Origin of the sequence: Amycolatopsis sp. NBC_01307 (assembly GCF_035975215.1) — a bacterium.
Lineage (GTDB): Bacteria > Actinomycetota > Actinomycetes > Mycobacteriales > Pseudonocardiaceae > Amycolatopsis.
This window is the reverse complement of record NZ_CP108403.1, coordinates 10,502,870-10,524,208: the sequence shown is the minus strand read 5'-3', so window position 1 is coordinate 10,524,208 and position 21,339 is coordinate 10,502,870. Positions and strand designations below refer to the sequence as shown.

General features: G+C 70.9%; 20 protein-coding genes. 8 read left to right on the top strand and 12 right to left on the bottom strand.

Features of this window, described 5'->3' with window-relative positions:
- The first annotated feature begins 49 nt into the window (after positions 1-49).
- A complete protein-coding gene (locus tag OG439_RS47560) occupies positions 50-580 on the top strand; it encodes a barstar family protein (RefSeq protein ID WP_326946889.1) in 531 nt (176 codons plus the stop codon).
- Between the two features lie 47 nt (positions 581-627).
- On the opposite strand, the gene serA is transcribed toward OG439_RS47560, so the two are convergent.
- Together serA and OG439_RS47550 are read right to left on the bottom strand one after the other, a co-directional pair.
- Complete coding sequence (gene serA, locus OG439_RS47555) at positions 628-2,226, bottom strand: phosphoglycerate dehydrogenase (protein WP_326946888.1); 1,599 nt, start codon at positions 2,224-2,226, stop codon at positions 628-630.
- A 125-nt stretch (positions 2,227-2,351) separates the two neighbouring features.
- Positions 2,352-2,915: a TetR/AcrR family transcriptional regulator gene (locus tag OG439_RS47550; protein WP_326946887.1), complete on the bottom strand. Its 564-nt coding sequence runs from the start codon at positions 2,913-2,915 to the stop codon at positions 2,352-2,354.
- A gap of 86 nt (positions 2,916-3,001) precedes the next feature.
- Here OG439_RS47550 and OG439_RS47545 point away from each other — a divergent pair, with 86 nt between their 5' ends.
- The 4 genes from OG439_RS47545 to OG439_RS47530 all read left to right on the top strand — a co-directional run bounded on the left by OG439_RS47545 (position 3,002) and on the right by OG439_RS47530 (position 7,150).
- Positions 3,002-3,901, top strand: coding sequence for a TIGR03620 family F420-dependent LLM class oxidoreductase (locus tag OG439_RS47545; protein WP_326946886.1), 900 nt, complete (start codon positions 3,002-3,004; stop codon positions 3,899-3,901).
- Complete coding sequence (locus OG439_RS47540) at positions 3,898-4,725, top strand: TIGR03620 family F420-dependent LLM class oxidoreductase (RefSeq protein ID WP_326946885.1); 828 nt, start codon at positions 3,898-3,900, stop codon at positions 4,723-4,725. The genes OG439_RS47545 and OG439_RS47540 overlap by 4 nt, the downstream gene beginning before the upstream one ends.
- A 147-nt stretch (positions 4,726-4,872) precedes the next feature.
- Entirely contained in the window at positions 4,873-6,159 is a 1,287-nt protein-coding gene (locus OG439_RS47535) for an ankyrin repeat domain-containing protein (protein ID WP_326946884.1), read from the top strand.
- 121 nt (positions 6,160-6,280) lie between these two features.
- Positions 6,281-7,150, top strand: coding sequence for a nuclear transport factor 2 family protein (locus tag OG439_RS47530; RefSeq protein WP_326946883.1), 870 nt, complete (start codon positions 6,281-6,283; stop codon positions 7,148-7,150).
- Here OG439_RS47530 and OG439_RS47525 read toward each other — a convergent pair.
- The 4 genes from OG439_RS47525 to OG439_RS47510 form a co-directional block, all read right to left on the bottom strand.
- The gene (locus OG439_RS47525) at positions 7,147-7,413 is read right to left on the bottom strand and encodes a DUF397 domain-containing protein (RefSeq protein WP_326946882.1); all 267 of its coding nucleotides are present in this window, start codon (positions 7,411-7,413) and stop codon (positions 7,147-7,149) included. The two genes, OG439_RS47530 and OG439_RS47525, sit on opposite strands and share 4 nt — an antisense overlap.
- Before the next feature lie 119 nt (positions 7,414-7,532).
- Positions 7,533-8,546, bottom strand: coding sequence for a ketol-acid reductoisomerase (gene ilvC / locus OG439_RS47520; protein ID WP_326946881.1), 1,014 nt, complete (start codon positions 8,544-8,546; stop codon positions 7,533-7,535).
- Between the two features lie 33 nt (positions 8,547-8,579).
- Positions 8,580-9,086, bottom strand: a complete 507-nt coding sequence (ilvN, locus tag OG439_RS47515; RefSeq protein ID WP_003080760.1) for an acetolactate synthase small subunit — start codon at positions 9,084-9,086, stop codon at positions 8,580-8,582.
- 1 nt (position 9,087) lies between these two features.
- On the bottom strand, positions 9,088-10,884 hold the full coding sequence (locus OG439_RS47510; protein ID WP_326951805.1) for an acetolactate synthase large subunit: 1,797 nt from the start codon (positions 10,882-10,884) through the stop codon (positions 9,088-9,090).
- A 426-nt stretch (positions 10,885-11,310) separates the two neighbouring features.
- Between OG439_RS47510 and OG439_RS47505 the strand changes: the two genes are divergently transcribed.
- Positions 11,311-11,760: a PH domain-containing protein gene (locus OG439_RS47505; RefSeq protein ID WP_326946880.1), complete on the top strand. Its 450-nt coding sequence runs from the start codon at positions 11,311-11,313 to the stop codon at positions 11,758-11,760.
- Positions 11,761-11,863: 103 nt separating this feature from the next.
- Positions 11,864-13,708, top strand: a complete 1,845-nt coding sequence (gene ilvD / locus OG439_RS47500; RefSeq protein ID WP_326946879.1) for a dihydroxy-acid dehydratase — start codon at positions 11,864-11,866, stop codon at positions 13,706-13,708.
- 164 nt (positions 13,709-13,872) lie between these two features.
- On the opposite strand, the gene OG439_RS47495 is transcribed toward ilvD, so the two are convergent.
- Together OG439_RS47495 and OG439_RS47490 are read right to left on the bottom strand one after the other, a co-directional pair.
- Entirely contained in the window at positions 13,873-14,451 is a 579-nt protein-coding gene (locus OG439_RS47495; RefSeq protein WP_326946878.1) for a DoxX family protein, read from the bottom strand.
- A gap of 50 nt (positions 14,452-14,501) precedes the next feature.
- Entirely contained in the window at positions 14,502-15,410 is a 909-nt protein-coding gene (locus OG439_RS47490; protein WP_326946877.1) for a 2-hydroxyacid dehydrogenase, read from the bottom strand.
- 65 nt (positions 15,411-15,475) lie between these two features.
- Here OG439_RS47490 and OG439_RS47485 point away from each other — a divergent pair, with 65 nt between their 5' ends.
- Positions 15,476-16,684, top strand: a complete 1,209-nt coding sequence (locus OG439_RS47485) for a PQQ-dependent sugar dehydrogenase (RefSeq protein WP_326946876.1) — start codon at positions 15,476-15,478, stop codon at positions 16,682-16,684.
- Between the two features lie 472 nt (positions 16,685-17,156).
- Here the strand turns inward: OG439_RS47485 and OG439_RS47480 are convergent, their stop codons facing one another.
- The 4 genes from OG439_RS47480 to OG439_RS47465 are packed head-to-tail and all read right to left on the bottom strand — an operon-like array spanning position 17,157 to position 21,081.
- Positions 17,157-18,296 carry a Gfo/Idh/MocA family protein gene (locus OG439_RS47480; protein WP_326946875.1) on the bottom strand — a complete coding sequence of 380 codons (1,140 nt, stop codon included), beginning with the start codon at positions 18,294-18,296 and terminating at the stop codon, positions 17,157-17,159.
- Complete coding sequence (locus OG439_RS47475; RefSeq protein ID WP_326946874.1) at positions 18,296-19,048, bottom strand: cupin domain-containing protein; 753 nt, start codon at positions 19,046-19,048, stop codon at positions 18,296-18,298. Before OG439_RS47475 ends, OG439_RS47480 begins: the two co-directional genes overlap by 1 nt.
- A 9-nt stretch (positions 19,049-19,057) precedes the next feature.
- A complete protein-coding gene (locus OG439_RS47470) occupies positions 19,058-19,975 on the bottom strand; it encodes a PmoA family protein (RefSeq protein ID WP_326946873.1) in 918 nt (305 codons plus the stop codon).
- Complete coding sequence (locus tag OG439_RS47465) at positions 19,972-21,081, bottom strand: Gfo/Idh/MocA family protein (protein WP_326946872.1); 1,110 nt, start codon at positions 21,079-21,081, stop codon at positions 19,972-19,974. The genes OG439_RS47470 and OG439_RS47465 overlap by 4 nt, the downstream gene beginning before the upstream one ends.
- Between the last annotated feature and the right edge of the window lie 258 nt (positions 21,082-21,339).

Here is a 21,339-nt window from a genome sequence, read left to right as displayed (position 1 = left end):
GGCAAAGAAGTCCGTTATGTGAATGTGATTGCCGATACTCTCGTCAGCCATGCACCGCTACGAGCCCCGGAACGACCTCGCGTTCAGTCTGCTGCGCAACGGTCCGGTGACACTGTTCTGGCGGCCGCGGCTGCTGACCGAGACGACGGATTGGCTGGCGGAGCACGGCTACCAGGTCACCCGGCTGAGTGCGCACGAGTGGACGGCCGATCACGACATGCACACCGCCGTCGCCGCGGCGCTCGACTTCCCGGATTACTACGGGCAGAACCTCGACGCGCTCAACGACTGCCTGCGTGACGTCATCGCCCGCGACTACGGGTGGTCGCCGGACTCGGCCGGGCTCGCGATCGTGTTCACCGGCTACGACGCGTACGCCGCGCGCAGTCCGCGGTCGGCCCAGATCGTGCTGGACCTCCTGGCGAGCCACTCACGGGTCGCGATGCTGTTCGGCCGTCCGCTCGTCGTCCTGGTGCAGAGCAACGATCCGGACATCCTCTTCGCACCGGTCGGCGCTTCGTCCGTGAGCTGGAACCGCGCCGAGTGGCTGAACGCGAACCGAGGGCCCGGAAACGCCTGAAGGCCCCCTCGCCGAATGCGGCGAAGGGGCCTTCAGGGCCGGAGACCTCAGCTGAAGTCGACGGCGCGGATCGTGTGCGCGCCCACCGCGGCGCCGATCGGCTCCAGCAGGTGGGCATCGATGTGGCGGTCGACGCGCAGCAGCATCACGGCGTCGGAGCCGTCGGTGGTCTGGCTGATCTGCGCGGCCTCGATGTTGATGCCGGCTTCGCCGAGCAGCGTGCCGACGCGGCCCATCACGCCCGGGCGGTCCGGGTACTCGACCAGCAGTACGGTGCCCTCGGCGCGCAGGTCGAACCCGCGGCCGTTGACCTCGACGAGCTTCTCGGCCTCGTCCTTGCCGGTGACCGAGCCGGACACCGTCAGCGTCGCGCCGTCGGCGTGCACCGCGCGCAGGGTGACCAGGTTGCGGAACTTGGGGCTCTCCGACTCCGTGGTCAGCTGCACCTGGACGCCGAGCTTCTCGGCCAGCTGCGGCGCGTTGACGAACGTGACCTGGTCCTCGACCACGCCGGTGAACACCCCGCGCAGCGCGGCCAGCTGCAGCACGCCGGTGTCTTCGTTGGACAGCTCGCCCTTGACGACGACCTCGACCGACGTCGGCGCCTTCGGGTTGAGCGCGGTGAGCAGCGTGCCCAGCTTCTGCACCAGCGATAGGTACGGGCGCACGTGCTCGCCGACCGTGCCGCCGCCGGAGACGTTCACCGCGTCCGGCACGAAGTCGCCGCGCAGGGCCAGCAGCGTCGACTTCGCGACGTCGGTGCCCGCGCGGTCCTGCGCCTCGGCCGTGGACGCGCCCAGGTGCGGGGTGACGACGACGTTCTCCAGCTCGAACAGCGGGCTGGACGTGGTCGGCTCGGTGACGAAGACGTCGACGCCGGCACCGCCGACGTGGCCCGAGCGCAGCGCGTCGGCCAGGTCCTGCTCGACGATCAGCCCGCCGCGGGCGGCGTTCACGATGATGACGCCCGGCTTGGTCTTCTTCAGCGCGGCGGCGTCGATGAGGCCCTTGGTCTCCGGGGTCTTCGGCAGGTGGATGGAGATCGCGTCGGCGCGGGTCAGCAGCTCGTCGAGGGTGACGAGCTCGATGCCCAGCTGCGCGGCGCGCGCGGCCGAGACGTAGGGGTCGTACGCGATGAGCTTGGCGTCGAACGCGGCGAGGCGCTGCGCGAACAGCTGGCCGATCTTGCCGAGGCCGACCACGCCGACGATCTTGCCCTGCAGCTCGACACCGGAGAACGAGCTGCGCTTCCACTCGCCGCCGCGCAGGCTCTGGTCGGCGGCCGGGATGCGGCGCGCGACGGCCAGCAGCAGCGCTACGGCGTGCTCGGCGGCGGAGACGATGTTGGACGTCGGGGCGTTCACGACGAGGACACCGCGCTCGGTGGCGGCGGGCACCTCGACGTTGTCCAGGCCGACCCCGGCCCGGGCGACGACCTTGAGCTGGGACGTGGCGGCGAAGACCTCGGCGTCGACCTTGGTCGCGGACCGGACCAGGAGCGCGTCGGCGCTCTTCACCGCCTCCAGCAGCGCGGATCGGTCCGTGCCGTCGACGTGCCGGACCTCCACCTCGTCACCGAACACACTCAGCACGGAGGGGGCGAGCTTCTCCGCGATGAGGACGACGGGTTTGCTGGGCTTGCTCACGATGCGGCTCCCACTATCTGGTCATTTCCAGGACGCTCTGTGTCTACAGACGGTCTCAGCACGTCGTTGTGCGCCAGTCGAGCGGGAGTTTAACGCGCAGGAGCACGTCCTGGCTTCCCACGGTGTTAACGCGCTCGTAATCCCTCGAAAACAAGAGCCAGCAGGCGCTGCATGCCCGCCTCGCCGGGCAGGTGCGGCCCCGCCCAGGATGCCGCGTGCAGCAACAGAAGCAGTTCGTGCGTGGTGACGTCCGCGCGCAGCTCCCCCGCCGCCTTCGCACGTTCCACCAGCTGGGACGCCGCGTCCCGCATGGCGTGACACGAAGCGTACAAGCGGGACGTCTCGTCGTTGAGCGCGTCGGCGGTCAGCTCGGCCAAGCCTCGGAAGGTGCCGGTGGTGTCGCCGAGCCCGAGCAGCCACGCCTGCAGCGCGTCAAGGGGCGCCGGGTCGGTGAGCAGCTCGCGGGCCCGCTCGGCCTGGCCGTCGAACCGGGCCCGCAGGAGGGTCTCGAGCAGGGCGTCCCGGGTCGGGAAGTGCCGGTAGAGCGTGCCGATGCCGACGCCGGCCCGGCGGGCGATGTCCTCCAGCGACGCCTCGACGCCGTGTTCGGCGAAGGCGCGCTGCGCCTCCTCCAGGAGGCGTTCGTAGTTGCGGCGGGCGTCCGCGCGCATCGGCTTGACTTCGGTCATCGCCCTTCCGAGCTTACCGGGTAGCCAATCGGAGGCTGCCTCCGTATATTAACCGGAGGCAGCCTCATATTACTGGAGGGACGAGGATGACCCTGATCGAAGAAACCCGGGCCCGGCTCGGCGCCATCGGCGCCTGGCTGCCGAGTGCCCCGCTGGCCCCGCCGCCGGACGTCGAGCGCGCGGCCACCCGCCGGCTCGCCGAGCTCGGCTACCGCTCGGTCTGGAGCGGCGAAGGCCCCGGCTCGCGCGAGGTGTTCGCCCACTTCGGCGACCTGCTCGCGTCGGTGCCGGACGTCGTGCTCGGCACCGGCATCGCCAACCTCTGGGCCCGGCCGGGGGTGACCGCCGAGAAGGGCGGCGCCACGCTCGCCCAAGCGCATCCCGGCCGGTTCGTGCTCGGCGTCGGCGTCGGGCACGCGTTCCAGGCGGCGAAGGCCGGCGAGGCGTACCGGCCGCTGGACCGGATGCGCGCCTACCTGTTCGAAATGGACACCATCGCCGCGGAAAACCCGTCCCCGGTGGCGTTTCCGCGTGTGCTGGCCGCCGTCGGGCCGAAGATGCTGGCGTTGTCGCGCGACCACGCCGACGGCGCGCACCCGTTCGCCCAGCCCGTCAGCCACACGCCGTACGCCCGCGAGATCCTCGGGCCGGACAAGCTGCTGATCCCGCAGCAGACGGTGCTGCTCGGCACCCGCGAGGACGCCCGCGAAAGCGTCCGGAAGCGGGTGGCGCTCTCGCGCGAGCACCACATCGAGGCCTACCTCGCGGGCTGGAAACGGCTCGGCTACACCGAAGCCGACATCGACGGCCCGAGCGACCGGTTCGTCGACGACCTCGTCCTGTGGGGTGACGCGGGAACCATCGCGAAACGCCTCGACGAGCTGCTCGACGCGGGCGCGGACCACGTGCTGCTGACGCCGTCCGCGGCCACGTTCGACTCCACTGTGGACATCCTGGCCGAGCTGGCGCCGGCGGTGGTCCGGTGAACGTCGGGATCTGGCAGTTCTTCGAGGACGCCCCGATCGGCGAGCTGCGGGAGACCGCCGCCGAAGTCGAGGAACTGGGCTTCGACACGCTCTGGTTCGGCGAGTACGCCGGGCGCGAGGCGTTCACCCAGGCCGCGCTGATCCTGGCGGCGACCTCGCGCCTCACCGTGGCCACCGGGATCGCCCGCTTCGACCGGCGGGCGCCGATCACGGCGGAGGCGGCGACGCGCGCGCTGGGCGAGGCCTACCCGGGCCGGTTCACCGTCGGGCTCGGCGGCCACTTCCCCGGGGCGCGCCCGATTTCGGCGATGCGCGAGTACCTGGCCGGGATGGACGCGGCCGAGCTGCCGGGGCTGCCACCGCCGGCACCCCGCCCGCGCCGGCTGCTCGCGGCGCTCGGCCCACGCGCCCTCGACCTGGCGGCCGAGCGGGCGGACGGCGCCCACCCGTACTTCGTCCCGCCGGAGCACACGGCGGTGGCGCGGGAACGGCTCGGCCCGGGCAAGTACCTGGCCGTCGAGCAGGCGGTGGTGCTGGACGCGTCTCCCGAGGCGGCCCGCGAAGCGGCCCGGGAGCACGTCGGCACGTACGTGAAGCTCGCCCCGCACCACCAGGCCAACCTCCGCCGGCTCGGCTTCACCGACGAGGACCTGGCCGACGGCGGCAGCGACCGCCTCGTCGAAGCCCTGGTCGCCTTCGGCGGCGAGCAGCGGGTAACCGACCGGATCCGGGCCCACCTCGACGCCGGCGCCGACCACGTCTGCGTCCAGGTCCTGGCCCGCACCAAGGACTCCTACCGCCAGCTGTCCACACTCGTCCCCTGACCGGGGTACGCTGGCGGGACGCGGTGAGGGCCGCGTCCCGTCCGCGGAAAGGGCCGAGCCCACCCCCGCAGCACCGCACCACCAGCTCCGCACCTTCTTTCCTGCCCGGTGCCGGCGGACCACGGGCGCCCGAGGAAAGGAGGCACCATGGGCACGTTGCCCGCCAAACCCAGCCTGGACCAGCTGCGCAAACGCGCGAAAGACCTCGCGCGCGCCGAAACCGTGAAACTGTCCGAAGCGCAGTTCCGGATCGCGCGCGAGCACGGTTTCCCGAGCTGGCCGAAGCTGCAGGCGTACGTCCGGCGCGTCACCGAGCACGGCGAAACCCTGCAGCACCCGTACCACCAGGACGTCCACTACTACGCCGGGCGCGCGCTCGGCCTGCTCGCGTCCGCGGAAGACGAGACGCCCGGCGCGCGCGAGCCGTTCGACCGCTGGAGCCAGCCGGTCACCCGCGACGGCGCCCGCGTGGTCGTCGCCCGCGAACACGGTTTCGTTTCCTGGAAAGCACTTCGTGAGCACATCAAGTCGCTTGTGGACAGTGGTGAGCCGTTCGCCCGGGCGTACCGCGCGGTCGAAGCGCGGGATCCCGACGCGCTGGCGACCCTTCTCGGCGAGTTCCCCGGGCTCGTCACCGCCCGCGGCACCAACGGCAACGACCTGCTCGGCATGGCCGGCGCGACCGGCGACGAGCGGCTCAGCCGGGTCCTGCTCGACCACGGCGCGGACCCGGCGCGCGGCAACGTCCACGGCTGGACACCCCTGCACCAGGCCACCTACAGCAACCAGGCGCGGCTCGTCGACCTCCTGCTCGACGCGGGCGCGCCGGTCGCCGTCTCCGCGCGCGGAGACGGCGGCACTCCCCTGGTCGTCGCCCTGTTCTGGGGACACCGCAAGGCGGCGGCGAAGCTGGCGGCCCGGGATCTCGCCCCCGGCAACCTGCGCGTCGCGGCCGGGCTCGGTCACGCGGCGCTCTTGGACGAACTGCTGAAACCTGACGGGACCCTGGCCCCGGCCGCGGGTGAACACCGTGGCTTCTACCGCCCGCACAGCGGTTTCCCGGCCTGGCGCCCGGGCGACGACCCGGCGGAGGTCCGCGACGAGGCCCTGGCCTGGGCGGCCCGCAACGACCGCGCCTGCGCCCTGCGCACGCTCGTCGCGCGCGGCGCCCGCCTCGACGCCGACGTCTACCGCGGCACGGCCCTGACCTGGGCGGCCGCGTCCGGCAAGCTCACGGCGGTCCGGACGTTGCTGGACCTCGGCGCCGACGTGAACCACGCGGGCACGTTCGGCGGCCCGAACCACGGCGAAGGCGCCACCGCCCTGCACCTGGCGGCGCAGTCCGGGCACCTCGACGTGATCCGGGTGCTCGTCGAGGGCGGCGCCGATCTCACCGCGCGGGACACGCTGTTCGACAGCACGCCGGAGTCCTAAGCCGAGCACTGCGACCAGCCGGCCGCGAAGGAGCTGCTGGCTGCTCTGTAGACAACCGGAGTCTGCAGTCCGTATCGTCTAGACGGACTACAGACTCCGTTTTATCTTCTGGGAGGACCTTGTGAACTCACCCCGCGACGTGTTCGCCGCGCTGTCCGACGGCATCGGCGAAGGACGGTTCGGCGAGCTTTCCGCGCTCTACGCCGAGGACACCGTCGTCGAGCACCCCCAGGCCGTGCCGCGGCCGACGCGCATCACCGGCCGCGCGGCCGTCCACGAGCGGTTCGCCGGCCCGCTCGCCGGGATGGTCCGGCTCAAGCCCAAGAACGTCGTCGTCCACGAGACCACGGACCCCGAGGTGATCGTCGCCGAGTACGACTACGACGCCGAGTCCGTCGAGACCGGCAAGACCGACGTCACGGCCAACATCCAGGTCCTGCGGATCCGCGACGGCCTGATCGCCGGATCCCGCGACTACCACGACTACCTGCGGCTCGCCGCGATCCGCGACGGCGTCGACCAGCTGCCGAAGGCGTACGAACAGGCGCCGCCGCGAGAGCTTTCCCCGGTCACGCCGGAGAGCGCGGGCAGTGTGTTCGAACGGCTCGTCCACGGCGTCGCGGGCGCGCGCTGGGACGAGCTGCCGGAGCTGTACGCCGAGGAAACCCACGTGACGCACCCGTTCCTGCCGGGCTCGGGCGTGGTGCGGACGCGCGACGAGCTGCGCGCGCACTTCGAAGCCGGGAAGGCGCTCAACCCCGGCTTTTCGGTCGCGGACCTGGTCACCCACCAGACCACCGACCCGGAGGTGCTGATCGGCGAGTTCGCCTACCAGGGCGAGTACGGCGGCCGCCCGGTGCGGATCGCGAACATCTTCGTCCTGCGGATCCGCGACGGCCTGATCGTCGAGTCCCGTGACTACGGCGACCACCTCGCCGTCGCGGGCGACACCGGGACGATCCCCGCATTGGCCGCCCGCCTGGGTTCCTAGGCGCCGGGGAAGTCGAACTCGCCGTCGCGGACGCCCTTCACGAAGGCGTCCCACTCCGCGGGGGTGAAGACGAGGACCGTGCCGCCGGGGTCCGTCGACTTCCGCATCGCGACGTAGGTGACGCCGTCGGTGTGCGGGATGAACGCGTACTCGGCGACCTCGTCGAGCGCGGCGCCCTCGGGCTCGGCCCGGATCCACTCGGCCTCGGTGAAGTCCAGGTGGTGCCGGATGTGCGCCTTGTCGTCGGCCGGCTGCTCGCTCATACCATCAGCGTAACCACCCGGGCACCGAACGAAACCGCTCCCCTGCCCCGGAAAGCCGTGAAGGCCCCCTTACCGGCATCTTGCGCCGGCAAGGGGGCCTTCACGGACCTTGGCGAAACTCAGGCGGTCTCGGTGATCGGCCGGTCCACCCACGACATCAGGTCGCGCAGCTTCTTGCCGGTCGCCTCGATCGGGTGCTGGTTGCCCTGCTCCTCGAGCTTGGTGAAGTTCGGCCGGCCGGCCTCGTCCTCGGCGACCCATTCGCGGGCGAACGTGCCGTCCTGGATCTCGCCGAGGATCTTCTTCATCTCTTCCTTGACCGCCGGCGAGATGACGCGCGGGCCGCGGGTCAGGTCGCCGTACTCGGCGGTGTCGGAGATCGAGTAGCGCTGGCGCGCGATGCCGCCCTCGTACATCAGGTCGACGATCAGCTTCAGCTCGTGCAGCACCTCGAAGTAGGCGATCTCCGGGGCGTAACCGGCCTCGGTGAGCACCTCGAAACCGGTCTGCACCAGCGCGGACGCGCCACCGCAGAGCACGGCCTGCTCGCCGAAGAGGTCGGTCTCGGTCTCCTCGGTGAAGGTCGTCTTGATGACACCGGCGCGGGCACCGCCGATGGCCGCGGCGTAGGACAGCGCGAGCGCTTGGGCGTTGCCGGTGGCGTCCTGCTCGACCGCGATGAGCGCCGGGACGCCCTTGCCGTCGACGAACTGGCGGCGCACGAGGTGGCCCGGGCCCTTCGGGGCGACCATGGCGACGTCCACGTTGGACGGCGGCTTGATCAGGTCGTAGCGGATGTTGAAGCCGTGCCCGAAGAAGATCGCGTCGCCGTCCTTGAGGTTCGGCGCGATGTCCTGCTCGTAGATGTGGCGCTGCTTCGTGTCCGGCGCCAGGATCATGATCAGGTCGGCTTCGGCCGACGCCTCGGCCGGGGTGAGCACGCGCAGGCCCTGCTCCTCGGCCTTCGCCCGCGACTTGGACCCCTCGGGCAGGCCGATGCGGACGTCGACGCCGGAGTCGCGCAGGCTCAGCGAGTGGGCGTGGCCCTGGCTGCCGTAGCCGATGACAGCGACCTTGCGCCCCTGGATGATCGAGAGGTCGGCGTCGTCGTCGTAGAAGATTTCCACTGCCATGGGGGTTACTGCTTCCTTTCGAGACTTACTTCTTTAACGCGGTGATGTGGCGGTGATGGAACGGGCGCCCCGCCCCACCGCGACCATGCCTGACTGCACCAGCTCGCGGATGCCATACGGCTCCAGCATCCGCAGCAGGGCACCGATCTTGTCGGACGTCCCCGTGGCTTCGACGGTGAGCGCCTCCGGGGAGACGTCCACCACCTTCGCCCGGAAGAGCTGGACGGTTTCGAGGACCTGGCTGCGCACGGTGTTGTCGGCGCGAACCTTCACGAGCAGCAGTTCGCGCTGCACGGCGGTCGACTGCTCCAGCTCGACGATCTTGATCACGTTGACCAGCTTGTTGAGCTGTTTGGTCACCTGTTCGAGCGGTAGCTCTTCGACGGCGACCACGATCGTCATGCGGGACACCTCGGGGTTCTCCGTGGGCCCGACGGCGAGGGACTCGATGTTGAAACCGCGGCGGGAGAACAGGCCCGAGACGCGCGCGAGCACACCCGGCTTGTTCTCGACCAGGACACTCAGCGTGTGGACGCTCATCTCAGCGCTCACCTTCCCCAGCGGCTTCCGCGGCGGCTTCGGTCGTCTCCACCGAAACCTCGTCGTCGTCGAACAGCGGCCGGATGCCCCGGACCGCCATGATCTCGTCGTTTCCGGTGCCGGCCGCGACCATCGGCCACACCTGGGCATCCTTCCCCACGACGAAGTCGATCACGACGGGGCGGTCGTTGATCTCCATCGCGCGGCGGATGGTGGCGTCGACGTCTTCCTTCGTCTCGCAGCGCAGCCCGGCGCAGCCCAGCGCCTCGGCGAGCAGCACGAAGTCCGGGATGCGGTGCTTGTGCGTGCCGAGGTCGGTGTTGGAGTACCGCCCCGAGTAGAAGAGGTTCTGCCACTGCCGGACCATGCCCAGGTTGCCGTTGTTGATGACGGCGACCTTGATCGGCGCGCCCTCGATGGCACAGGTGGCCAGCTCCTGGTTGGTCATCTGGAAGCAGCCGTCGCCGTCGATCGCCCACACCTGGGTGCCGGGGACGCCGAACTGCGCGCCCATCGCCGCGGGCACCGCGTAGCCCATGGTGCCGAGGCCGCCGGAGTTGATCCAGGTGCGCGGGTTCTCGTACTTGACGAACTGCGCGGCCCACATCTGGTGCTGGCCGACGCCGGCGGCGTACACCGCGTCCGGGCCGACGATCTGGCCGATCCGCTCGATGACGTACTGCGGCGACAGCGAACCGTCGTCCGGCCACTCGTAACCGGCCGGGTAGTTCTTGCGCCAGCCGTCAGCCTGGGTCCACCAGTCGGTGAGGTCGGGCTTGCCGCCGTGGTCGAACTCGGTCTGCACGGCGGTGATCAGCTCGCCGATGATCTCCTTGCAGTCGCCCACGATCGGAACGTCCGCCTTGCGGTTCTTGGAGATCTCGGCCGGGTCGATGTCGGCGTGCACGATGGCGGCGTCCGGCGCGAACGACGAGAGCTGGCCGGTGACGCGGTCGTCGAACCGGGCGCCGAGCGCGATCAGCAGGTCGGCGCGCTGCATCGCGGCGACGGCGGCGACCGTGCCGTGCATGCCCGGCATGCCGAGGTGCTGCGGGTGCGAGTCGGGGAACGCGCCGCGCGCCATCAGCGTGGTGACGACGGGGATGCCGGTCAGCTCGGCGAGCTGCTTCAGCTGCTCGTGCGCCTCCGCCTTGATCACGCCGCCGCCGACGTAGAGCACCGGGCGGCGCGACTTCGCGACGAGCTTCGCGGCTTCGCGGACCTGCTTGCCGTGCGGGCGCAGCGTCGGGCGGTAACCCGGGAGGCGCAGCTCGGTCGGCCAGGAGAACGAGGTCATCTCCTGCAGCACGTCCTTGGGGATGTCCACCAGGACCGGGCCGGGTCGGCCCGTGGACGCCAGGTGGAACGCCTCGGCGATGGTCCGCGGGATGTCCGCGGGGTCCGTGACGAGGAAGTTGTGCTTGGTGATCGGCATGGTGATGCCGCAGATGTCGGCTTCCTGGAACGCGTCGGTGCCGATCAGCGCCCGGCTCTGCTGGCCGGTGATGGCCACGACCGGGACGGAGTCCATGTTCGCGTCGGCCAGCGGGGTGACCAGGTTCGTCGCGCCGGGGCCGGAGGTGGCCATGCAGACGCCGACCTTGCCGGTGGCCTGCGCGTAGCCGGTGGCCGCGTGGCCCGCGCCCTGCTCGTGGCGGACCAGGATGTGGCGGACCTTCGTGGAGTCCAGCAGCGGGTCGTAGGCGGGCAGGATGGTGCCGCCCGGAATCCCGAAGACCACCTCGGCGCCGACGGCCTCGAGCGAGCGCACGAGCGACTGCGCACCGGTGACGCGCACCGGGGTTCCCGCCGGTGGCGCCGGCTTCGGACGTGCTCCTGGCGCGCCGGGCGCCGGGCCCGGCTTCGTCGGGTTTGTGGCACTGGTCATCGGTTCTGCCTCGTGGGTCTCGGTGTCACTCGTTCGGGTCGGTTTTTGTGCGGTGGGGCCAGGAATTGCTTCCCTCGGGCAACAAAAAACCCTCGCCGACCGTAAGGTCGCACGAGGGTCGCGCGTCGACGCAGCGGAAAGACTTCCCTAAGCGTCGACGCGCTTGGGAAGTACGAGGCCGGTCAGCGGTGTCACGACGCTGACGCTAGTCCGAAGGTCTCTCAAGTGTCAACTCTGCGGGACGGAGAGTCCGCATCGTGGACACCGGCGCGGCGCGTGTCACGTCCGCACCGACCCGGTTTCCCGTGCTCGCGCCGGGCGGTGCACCATTTCGGCGTGGCCGAAAAAGAGCAGGACACGGGCCGGAAGGCCGTCTTCCGCATCCCCCGCACGTCGTTCATGGCGATCGCGCTCCTGACGATCTGTGTGACGCCGATCGCCCTCGGGGAGATCCCGTACCTGCAGTGGCTGTACGTCTTCCCGATCGCGCTGGCGGTGTTCGTGATCCGCACCCGCACCGTCGCGACGCGCGACGGCCTGGCGACGCGCACGATGTTCGGCCACCGCGACGTGCCGTGGTCGGCGTTGAAGGGGCTGGCGATCACCAAGCGGTCCCGCGTCCAGGCCGTGCTGACGGACGACACGAAGGTGCCGCTGCCGACCGTGCGGACCCGGCACCTGCCGGTGTTGTCGCTGGTGAGCGAGGGCCTCGTCGCCGACCCGAGCGGACTGCTCGACAACGAGGACGTCAGGCCGTCCAAGCCCGAGACGTCGCCCAGCGAGTAACCCCCACGGCGGCGCGGCCCCGTGAAGGTCTAAATTGGTAGGACCAGTTTCTGCGGAGCGTCCCGAACCTCCGCCTGGCCCCCATCCGACCTGGGAGTTCGCCGTGCCGCCTCTCCGTTCCCGGACCACCACCCACGGCCGCAACGCGGCGGGCGCGCGCTCGCTCTGGCGCGCCACCGGCATGACCGACAGCGACTTCGGCAAGCCGATCGTGGCGATCGCCAACTCCTACACGCAGTTCGTGCCCGGCCACGTGCACCTCAAGGACCTCGGCGAGATCGTCGCCGGCGCGGTCAAGGAAGCCGGCGGCGTCGCGCGCGAGTTCCACACGATCGCCGTCGACGACGGCATCGCGATGGGCCACTCCGGCATGCTCTACTCGCTGCCCTCGCGCGAGATCATCGCCGACTCGGTCGAGTACATGGTCAACGCGCACCAGGCCGACGCCCTCGTCTGCATCTCCAACTGCGACAAGATCACCCCGGGCATGCTCAACGCCGCGATGCGGCTGAACATCCCGGTCGTGTTCGTCTCCGGCGGCCCGATGGAGGCCGGCAAGGCCGTGGTCGTCGGCGGCGTCGCGCAGGCCCCGACCGACCTGATCACCGCGATCGCCGCGTCGGCCAGCCCCGACGTCGACGAGGACGGGCTCGACATCGTCGAGCGCTCGGCCTGCCCGACCTGCGGTTCGTGCTCCGGCATGTTCACCGCGAACTCGATGAACTGCCTGACCGAGGCGCTGGGCCTGTCGCTGCCGGGCAACGGCTCGACGCTGGCCACGCACGCCGCGCGGCGCGCGCTGTTCGAGGAGGCCGGCCGGACGGTCGTCGAGCTCTGCAAGCGCTGGTACGAGCAGGACGACGACTCGGCCCTGCCGCGGACGATCGCGTCGAAGGCGGCGTTCGAGAACGCGATGGCCCTCGACATGGCGATGGGCGGCTCGACGAACACGGTGCTGCACATCCTCGCCGCCGCCCGCGAGGGCGAGGTCGACTTCACGATCGACGACATCGACGCGATCGGCCGTCGCGTCCCCTGCCTGTCCAAGGTGGCGCCGAACTCCGACTACCACATGGAAGACGTCCACCGGGCCGGCGGAATCCCGGCGATCCTGGGCGAGCTGTACCGCGGCGGGCTGCTCAACACGGACGTCCGCTCGGTGCACTCGCCCGACATCGAATCCTGGCTCTCCGCCTGGGACATCCGCGCTTCGTCGCCTTCTGACGTTGCCCTGGAGTTGTTCCACGCGGCGCCGGGCGGAGTCCGCACGACCCAGGCGTTCTCGACTTCGAACCGCTGGTCGTCCCTGGACACGGACGCGGCGGGCGGCTGCATCCGCGACGTCGAGCACGCGTACACGAAGGACGGCGGCCTGGCCATCCTGCGCGGCAACCTCGCCGAGAACGGCGCGGTGATCAAGTCCGCGGGCATCGACGAAGAGCTGTGGCACTTCGAAGGCCCGGCGAGGGTGCTGGAGAGCCAGGAGGAAGCCGTGTCGGCGATCCTCAAGAAGGAGATCCAGCCGGGCGAGGTCCTGGTCATCCGCTACGAAGGCCCCGCGGGCGGCCCGGGCATGCAGGAAATGCTGCACCCGACGGCATTCCTCAAGGGTTCGGGCCTGGGCAAGAAGTGCGCCCTGATCACGGACGGCCGCTTTTCGGGCGGTTCATCGGGCATCTCGGTCGGCCACATCTCCCCGGAAGCGGCCGCGGGCGGCTTGATCGCGTTGGTCGAAAACGGCGACAGGATCGTCCTGGATGTCCACGAGCGCCGCTTGGAACTCCTGGTGGACGCGGAGATCCTGGCGGAGCGCCGGTCGAAGATGGAGACGGCGGAGAGGCCGTGGCAGCCAAAGGACCGCGAGCGCCCCATCACGGCGGCCCTGCGCGCGTACGCCCGCATGGCAACATCGGCCGACACGGGCGCGGTCCGCGACCCGAACAAGTAAGCCCCTGCTTCAGCCACCGAAGGCCGTCCCCGGTTACCTGGGGGCGGCCTTCGGGCTTTCTCGACCGCGGTTTCCCTGGCGGACGGCCTTCGCGCGTTTCCCGACCATAGTTCCCCCTGGCGGATCCACAGCCGGCCGTCCGAGTCGGAAGTTGTCCACAACCCCTATCGGGTCAGCACGATGACTACGACCGAGGCCGCCGCGGCCAGTAGCAGCGAGACCAGCCCCAGCGGCAACGGCCGTCGCCGCCAAGGCGTGTTCCGCTCCAGCGAAATCGGCCCGGCGCCGGTGAACAGCAGGCTCAACGCGCCGAGACCGAGCACCAGCTCGAACTCGAAGCCCTGGCCCTGCCCCTCGAAGAACCCGCCGTGGAATTTCGCGTAGACCGCGTTCGCGGCCACCCCCAGCAGCCCCGCCGCGGCCAGCGGCGTGAACAACCCGACGACCACGAGCGCTCCGCCCGCGAGTTCCGTGATGCCGGTGATCCACGACAGCAGCGTCGTCTGCTTGTGGTAGCCGAACGTCTCCAGCATCCGCGCGAACCCGCCGATGCCCGGCCCGCCGAACAGGCCGAACAGGTGTTGCAGGCCGTGCGCCCCCATGGTCACGCCGATCGCCAGCCGCAGGATCAGCAGGCCGAGCCCGAGCCCGCCCTGGCGGGGACCGTCGTCGACCGGCCCGTCGTCCTCGACACCCGACAGGACGCTGGTGGGCTGCTGCGAGAAGTCGTCTGCACTGGTCACGCGCGAAGGGTAGGGGATCCGCGCGGGCCTGGCGAGGCAGCGCGCCGCGCTCAGTACTCCCCGTGCACCAGGTTGTCCGGCAGCTCGCCCCCGGCGTAGCGCGCGATCTCGGCCGCGGCGACGGCGTACGACCGCCCCCGCACGCCGCGCACGGCGCCGCCGATGTGCGGAGTCAGCAGCAGCCCCGGAACGGTCCACAGCGGGTGCCCGGCCGGCGGTGGCTCCGGATCGGTGACGTCGAGCGCGGCCCGCAACCGGCCCGTGGTCAGCTCGGCGACCAGGGCACCGGTGTCCACGACGCTGCCGCGCGCGACGTTGACCAGCACCGCGCCGTCCCGCATCTCGGCGAGGAAGTCCGCGTCGACCATCCCGCGGGTGCGCGAGGTCAGCGGCACCATCAGCACGACGGCGTCGTGCAGGCCGAGCAGCCCGGGCAGCTCCTGCACGCCGTGCACGCCGTCCCGGGCGGTCAGCCCGACCATGGTGCAGCGCGCGTCGAACGGCTCGAGCCGCCGCCGCAGGTGCTGCCCGAGGTCGCCGGCCCCGATCACGAGAACGCGCTTGCCCTGCAGCGTGTCGGCGGTCTGCCGCGCCCAGCGGCCCTCGCGGCGTGCGTCGGCGAAGACGTCGAGTTTGCGATAAATCGACAACAGCGCGGCGACGACCCACTCGGCGGTGCTGCCGCCGTGCGCGCCGCGGCAGGTGGACAGCAGGACGCCGTCCGGCACGTTGCCGATCCAGTCCTCGGCGCCGGCGGACAGCAGCTGGATCAGCTTCAGGTTCGGCAGCGCGCGCCACAGCTCGTCACCGGCGCGGTGCTTGCCGGGAATGAGCACCTCCGCCTTCGCGGCCTCGGGTGGCACCGGCTCGCCCCACTGGTAGCGCACCGGGAGCACCCGCGGCACCTCGGCCAGCACGGACAGCCCTTCGTCGTCGGGCACCAGCACGGTCAGCGTCATGATCGCCACGGTAATCGAGGAGTACTCACCCATGGTTCACGCACCGGCCCCTAGGCTGGGCGATCATGCGAACCCGGTACCGGTCGGCCCTGCTGGCGATCCTCGCCTGCGGCGCCCTGCTGCCCGCCGGTTGTGCGCGGTTCGACGACACCGCGGCGGGCCAGACGTTCAGCCCAGCGCCGGTCGCGAGCCCCGAATCACCCCCCGAGGTGCAGGGTCCGGGCTCGGACTCCGGTGGCGACGGCAAGCAGGCCCGCCCTGGTCAGCCCGCCACGACGATCCCGCCGCCGCAGGGCTGCAAGGATTTCGACCAGACGGTGATCGCGACCTGCCTGGACACGGTGGCCGCGGTCGCCGGCCTGCCGGGCGACGGCTCCACGCCGAGCGCGCTCGCGGGCGAGCGCAAGAGCGGCCGCGTCCTGCTGGCCACGGCCGGCAAGGACGCCACGGAGTTCGCGAAGCTCGACGTCCAAGCGGCCGGCGACGGCGGCCTGACCGGCCTCGCGCTGTCGCCGTCGTACGTCGAGGACCAGCTCGTGTTCGCTTACGTGACGACGGCGACGGACAACCGCGTCGTCCGCTTCGCGAAGGGCCAGACGCCGAAGCCGGTGCTCACGGGCATCCCCAAGGGCGCGACCGGCAACCGCGGCTCGCTCGGCACGGACAACCGCGGCGCGCTCCTGGTCGCGACGGGCGACGCGGGCAACCCGAACGCGGCGGCCGACCCGTCGTCGCTGGCGGGCAAGGTGCTGCGGATCGACACGTCCGGCAAGGCCGCGGCGGGCAACCCGAAGGGCGCCATCGCGGTGGCGGCGGGCCTCCACGCCCCGGGCGGCCTCTGCGCCTCGGCCGACGGTGGTCGCGTCTGGGTCACCGACCGGCTGGCCGACAAGGACGCGCTGTACCGGGTGCAGACCGGCCAGCCGCTCACGGCCCCGGCGTGGACGTGGCCGGACAAGCCGGGCGTGGCGGGTTGCGCGGATTTCGTCGACGCCAACGGCTCGGTCTCGGTGGGCACGTCCCTGGCCGGAAACCTGCAGAACCTCCCGGTGACGGCAGAGGGCGCGGTCAGCGGCAAGCCGACGATCAGCCTCGACGGCAAGACGGGCAAACCCCCGATCACGTACGGCCGCCTCGCGGGGATCAGCATGATCAACCCCCAGCTGGCGGTGGCGGGCACGGTCAACAAGGACGGCGGCACCCCAGTCTCAAGCGACGACCGAGTGGTCCTGATCACACCAGCCACCTCCGGCGGCGGCAACGGCAAGGACTGACGGTCCCCCTCCGCTCAACGCTGGTGCCGCGGTCGTAGGCGCGCCCGAGACAACATCACCTGACCAGCCGCCCGGCGATCCGCCAGCTCCGGTCCAGCGGCGTCGTCGCCTGACCAACCACACCGCCGGCACCCGCATCCGCCCGCCTCAGCCGACCGTCATCCGATCCGGTTCAGCCCTGCCGTCGCCCAACGGACGACAGCACCAACATCCGCGCCTGCTTGCCCCAGCTGGGCGTCGTCAGGTCCGTTCAGCCCTGTCGTCGCTGATCGACCACACCACCGGCACCCACGGCATCGTCAGGTCCAGTTCAACCCTGTCGTCGCCGGACCGACCACGCCACCACCCGCGCCCGCTCGCGTCAGCCGACTGCCGTCAAGTCCAGCTCACCCACCTCGTCGCCCAACGGACCACCACCAGTAGCCGAGCAGCTGTCGCCAGCTCGCCGACCACACAAGCCAGCGGCTCCCGGTCAGGTGAGCGGCTTCAGCTCGACCCGTCGTCCCTCCGCGGACGACGTCAGCCCCGCCTCTGCGAGCTGCAGGCCCCTGGCGGCCGAGAAGAAGTCATAGCGGTGTTGCCGTCCGGCGACCACGTCGCGGACGAACTCCTCCCACTGCGCCTTGAACCCGTTGTCGAACTCGGCGTTGTCCGGCACCTCGGCCCACTGGTCCCGGAACGCCTCGGTCGCCGGCAGGTCCGGGTTCCACACCGGCTTCGGCGTCGCCGACCGGTGCTGCACGCGGCACCGCCGCAGCCCGGCCACCGCGCTGCCCTCGGTGCCGTCGACCTGGAACTCGACCAGCTCGTCGCGGAAGACGCGCACCGACCACGACGAGTTGATCTGCGCGATCGTCCCCGATTCCAGCTCGAAGATGCCGTACGCGGCGTCGTCCGCCGTCGCCGCGTACGCCTCGCCCTGCTCGTCCCAGCGACGCGGGATGTGCGTTGTCGCTTTCGCGGTCACGGCCGAAACCCGGCCGAACAGGTTCTCCAGCACGTAGTTCCAGTGGCAGAACATGTCGAGCACGATCCCGCCGCCGTCCTCGGCGCGGTAGTTCCAGCTCGGCCTCTGCGCATCCTGCCAGTCGCCCTCGAACACCCAGTAGCCGAATTCGCCGCGAACGGACAGGATCCGCCCGAAAAAGCCGCCATCCACCAGTCGCCGCAGCTTTCGCAGCCCGGGCAGGAACAGTTTGTCGTGCACGACGCCGTGACAGATCCCGGCGTCCCGAGCCAGGCCCGCCAGTTCCAGCGCCCCGGCCAGGGTCTCGGCCAACGGCTTCTCGGCGTAGACGTGCTTGCCCGCGGCGATCGCCGCCTGCACCGCCGGCTCGCGCGCCGACGTCAGCTGCGCGTCGAAGTAGATCTGCACGTCCTCCAGCGCGGTGTCGACGTCGGTGGTCCACGACGTCAGGCCGTGCCGGTCGGCAAGCTCCTTGACCTTGCCGGCGTTGCGCCCGGCGAGGATCGGCTCGAGCTGCGCGCGGGTGCCGTCCGGCAGCACCACTCCGCCCTGTTCGCGGATCGCCAGCACCGACCGCAGCAGGTGCTGCCGGTACCCCATCCGGCCGGTGACCCCGTTGAGCAGCACTCCGATGGTCTGGTTCATCAACTACCGGCCTTCCACGTCGAAGATTCGTCCCCGCCGTACGGCGCGGTCACACCGGGGATGTCGTATTCGGCGCGCCGGCCGCACATGCCGTAGCCGTCGGGGTTCGACGGCGTCGCGACCCGCACCCCCGATTGCTCGAGGTGACTTCCGTCGCCGTCGGCGAGCGCCTTGAGGTGCGCGCCGGTCAGCTCGGCGGCCTTGAGCGCCCCGGCTTGCCACCGCGGCACCCACTCCCCGACCTTCGGCGCGACGAGCGCGACGGCTGCCCGGTGGAACGCCCGCAGCGGCTCCGGGTCGCCCTCGAGCAGCGCCTCACGTAGCGGCAGATAGCCACGAATCGCCAGGTCACGGCGTCGTCGAGCGGCGTCGTCGGTCTTCGGCAACGCCGCGGCCTCGGCGTAGGCGGCGGGGTCGGCGAGCATCGTGGGCGGGAAAGTGAACACGGCGTCGCCGGCCTCGGGCAGACCGCTGTTCTGCATGAGCACGGTGACGCGCAGGTCGCCGCCCTGCACCATCCGGTGCACGGTGCCCGGCGCGAACCACGCGATGACCCCGGCCGTCAACGGCGTCTCGACGTAGCCGCCGACGCTCAGCGTCTGCACGGCGCCGCGCCCACCCGTGACGACGTACGCCTCGGTGCAGGCGAGGTGCAGGTGCGGGCTGCCACCGCAGACGCCGTCTTCGGCCGCCCAGTCGTAAGCCCGCAGGTGGGAGACGCCGATGCCACCCGGAAGGGGGAATTCGTCCATGGCTGCCTCTCAGAACCCGTGCGTGCCGAGGTAGCCGTTGACGCGGTCGCGATCCCACGCACCATCGGCGACGACGACCCGGTAGCGGTAGGCGAAGCTCTCGCCCGGAGGCAGCAGGAATTCTTCGAAGAACGCCCACGAGATCGCCACGGTCGGCGTGTCCCGCGAACGGACGAACCAGTGCGACTCGTGGATCGCGCTGTCGTTCTCCGGGGCGTGCGCGAACACGAGCGTCGAATGCGCGTCGACGTCGTCGTGTTCGCCGACGAAGGCCAGCCAGGGCGCCTGCCGGCCCATCATCTCCTCGCCGCCCAGCTCACCGGGCCCGAGGATGCGGCCCCCGCTGAATTCGCGCGGACCACGCCAGTGCAGCCCGGTGTACCCGGCCATCTCGCGGCCGGCGGTGGTCGGGCTGCCGAACGCGAGCGGCGTGTCGCGGATGTTGGTCAGCTCGATCGCCCAGTCGATGGCCCAGGCGCCTTCGTCCGGCTCGACCGAGTGGACGACGATGTCGCGCCGCTCCCGCGCCCACTCCTCACCGCTGTTGGCGACCCAGGTGAGCTGCTCGGTGAAGGTCAGCCGGTCATCGTCGACGGTGAACCCGGCGAACTCGTCGTGCCGCATCGAACCGACGCGATCGGGCAGGTCCTGGTACCAATCTCCGGGGACGTAGGTGTGGCCGCCCCAGAAGTTCTGGCCGGACAGATGACTCGACGTCATCTGCAGGCCCTTGTGCCAGCGGTGGTCGGCCGGGCGGTAACCGCTGACGCGCCGCCCGCCGAGGGTGCGCAGCGGATGGGTGTAGGGCTTGCGGGACTCGTAGGCCACCGGGTCGGGTTTGTACACATAGGACATCAACTGGACCCCGCCGGCTTCGACGGCGACGTGGTCGCCGTGCCGGTGGGTGACGGTGATCGCCGCACTCACACCCGCGCTCCTTCCTGCTCCACGCCCTGACCGGCGCCGGCCATCGACCGGTAGAAGTCGTCACCCGGCCCGATCTCGCCCCGGCGCACCCCGGCCCCGGTGAAGGCCGACTTGTAGAGCGCCGCGACGAGTTCCAGCACCCGCCGCCCATCCACCCCGCTGCACGGCGGCCGCCGCCCGGCCCGGTACGCGGCCAGGACCGGCGCGAACGCGGCGGTGTGCGAGCTGGCGACGTCGTCAGGCGGGCCGGCCCAGCGCGTCGTCCGATCGGCGACCACGTGCGGCGCCGGGGTGTAGTGCCAGTCCTTGCCGCTGTAGCTGTAGAGGTGGGTGAGCTCGACGGTCGCGTTTTCGCAGTCGATCCGGATCCGGCTCACTTCGTCCGGCGACAGCACGCTGTTGACCACGGTCGCCAGCGCGCCCGACTCGAACCGGACGAGCGCCGTGGAGACGTCCTCGGTCTCGACGTCGTGCACGAGCCGCGCGGTCATCGCCCGCACCTCGGCCCAGTCGCCGAGCAGGTGGAGCAGCAGATCCATCTGGTGGATCCCGTGGCCCATGGCCGGACCGCCGCCCTCGCTCGCCCACCTCCCCCGCCACGGCACGGCGTAGTAGCCGGCGTCGCGGTACCAGGTCGTCTGGCAATGCGCGACGAGCGGACGGCCGAGTTCCCCGTCCGCGAGCAGCGTCCGGAAGTGCCCGGCGGCCGAGCCGAACCGGTGCTGGAAGACGAAAGCGGCGTAGGGCCCACCGTCCTGTTCGACGGCGGCGATTTCGTCGTACTCGGCGAGCGACCGGCAGGGCGGCTTCTCACACCAGGCCCAGGCGCCGCTCTCGAGAACCTTCTTGACCTGCTCGACGTGCAGTCCGGGCGGAGTACAGATCGAGACGAGGTCGGGTTCCTGCTCGGCCAACAGGGTGTCGAGGTCCAGGTACGGCTTGACGCCCGCGGCCTCGGCACAGAACGCGGCGGCACGCGCTTCGTCGACGTCCGCGACGGCCACCACCTCGACGTCATCACGATGGGCTTCGTACGCGGCCCAGTGACTTTTCGCGATCCCGCCGGCCCCGACGACGGCGACCCGTAAGCGCTTTCCGGTACGCAAGCTCGAACCTCCTCCCCTCCGCGGCGATGCCCGGCAACCGGCCTCCACGTCCCGACGTCCCTGGAGCGCGGCCTTCTCGACCGTCGCAGAAAGCGCTTTCTCACGCAACAGGCCGTACCACTGTCAACGTTGTCAGCGCCTGGTGCACAACCAGAACGGACGAGAACGCACCGGCTCAGACTGGTCGGCCACCGCACTTGTGGGGCCTGGCAACAGCGTCACGAATCAGAGTTAGCGGGCAGACTTTGCCGCCACACA

What these genes read in the sequence shown, in the direction of transcription:
- OG439_RS47560 (WP_326946889.1), top strand. Translation starts at nt 50, where the DNA reads ATGCACCGCTACGAGCCCCGGAACGACCTCGCGTTCAGTCTGCTGCGC.
- OG439_RS47550 (WP_326946887.1), bottom strand. Translation starts at nt 2,915, where the DNA reads ATGACCGAAGTCAAGCCGATGCGCGCGGACGCCCGCCGCAACTACGAA.
- OG439_RS47545 (WP_326946886.1), top strand. Translation starts at nt 3,002, where the DNA reads ATGACCCTGATCGAAGAAACCCGGGCCCGGCTCGGCGCCATCGGCGCC.
- OG439_RS47535 (WP_326946884.1), top strand. Translation starts at nt 4,873, where the DNA reads ATGGGCACGTTGCCCGCCAAACCCAGCCTGGACCAGCTGCGCAAACGC.
- OG439_RS47525 (WP_326946882.1), bottom strand. Translation starts at nt 7,413, where the DNA reads ATGAGCGAGCAGCCGGCCGACGACAAGGCGCACATCCGGCACCACCTG.
- ilvC (WP_326946881.1), bottom strand. Translation starts at nt 8,546, where the DNA reads ATGGCAGTGGAAATCTTCTACGACGACGACGCCGACCTCTCGATCATC.
- ilvN (WP_003080760.1), bottom strand. Translation starts at nt 9,086, where the DNA reads ATGAGCGTCCACACGCTGAGTGTCCTGGTCGAGAACAAGCCGGGTGTG.
- OG439_RS47490 (WP_326946877.1), bottom strand. Translation starts at nt 15,410, where the DNA reads ATGACGCTGACCGTGCTGGTGCCCGACGACGAAGGGCTGTCCGTGCTG.
- OG439_RS47485 (WP_326946876.1), top strand. Translation starts at nt 15,476, where the DNA reads ATGCGAACCCGGTACCGGTCGGCCCTGCTGGCGATCCTCGCCTGCGGC.
- OG439_RS47480 (WP_326946875.1), bottom strand. Translation starts at nt 18,296, where the DNA reads ATGAACCAGACCATCGGAGTGCTGCTCAACGGGGTCACCGGCCGGATG.
- OG439_RS47475 (WP_326946874.1), bottom strand. Translation starts at nt 19,048, where the DNA reads ATGGACGAATTCCCCCTTCCGGGTGGCATCGGCGTCTCCCACCTGCGG.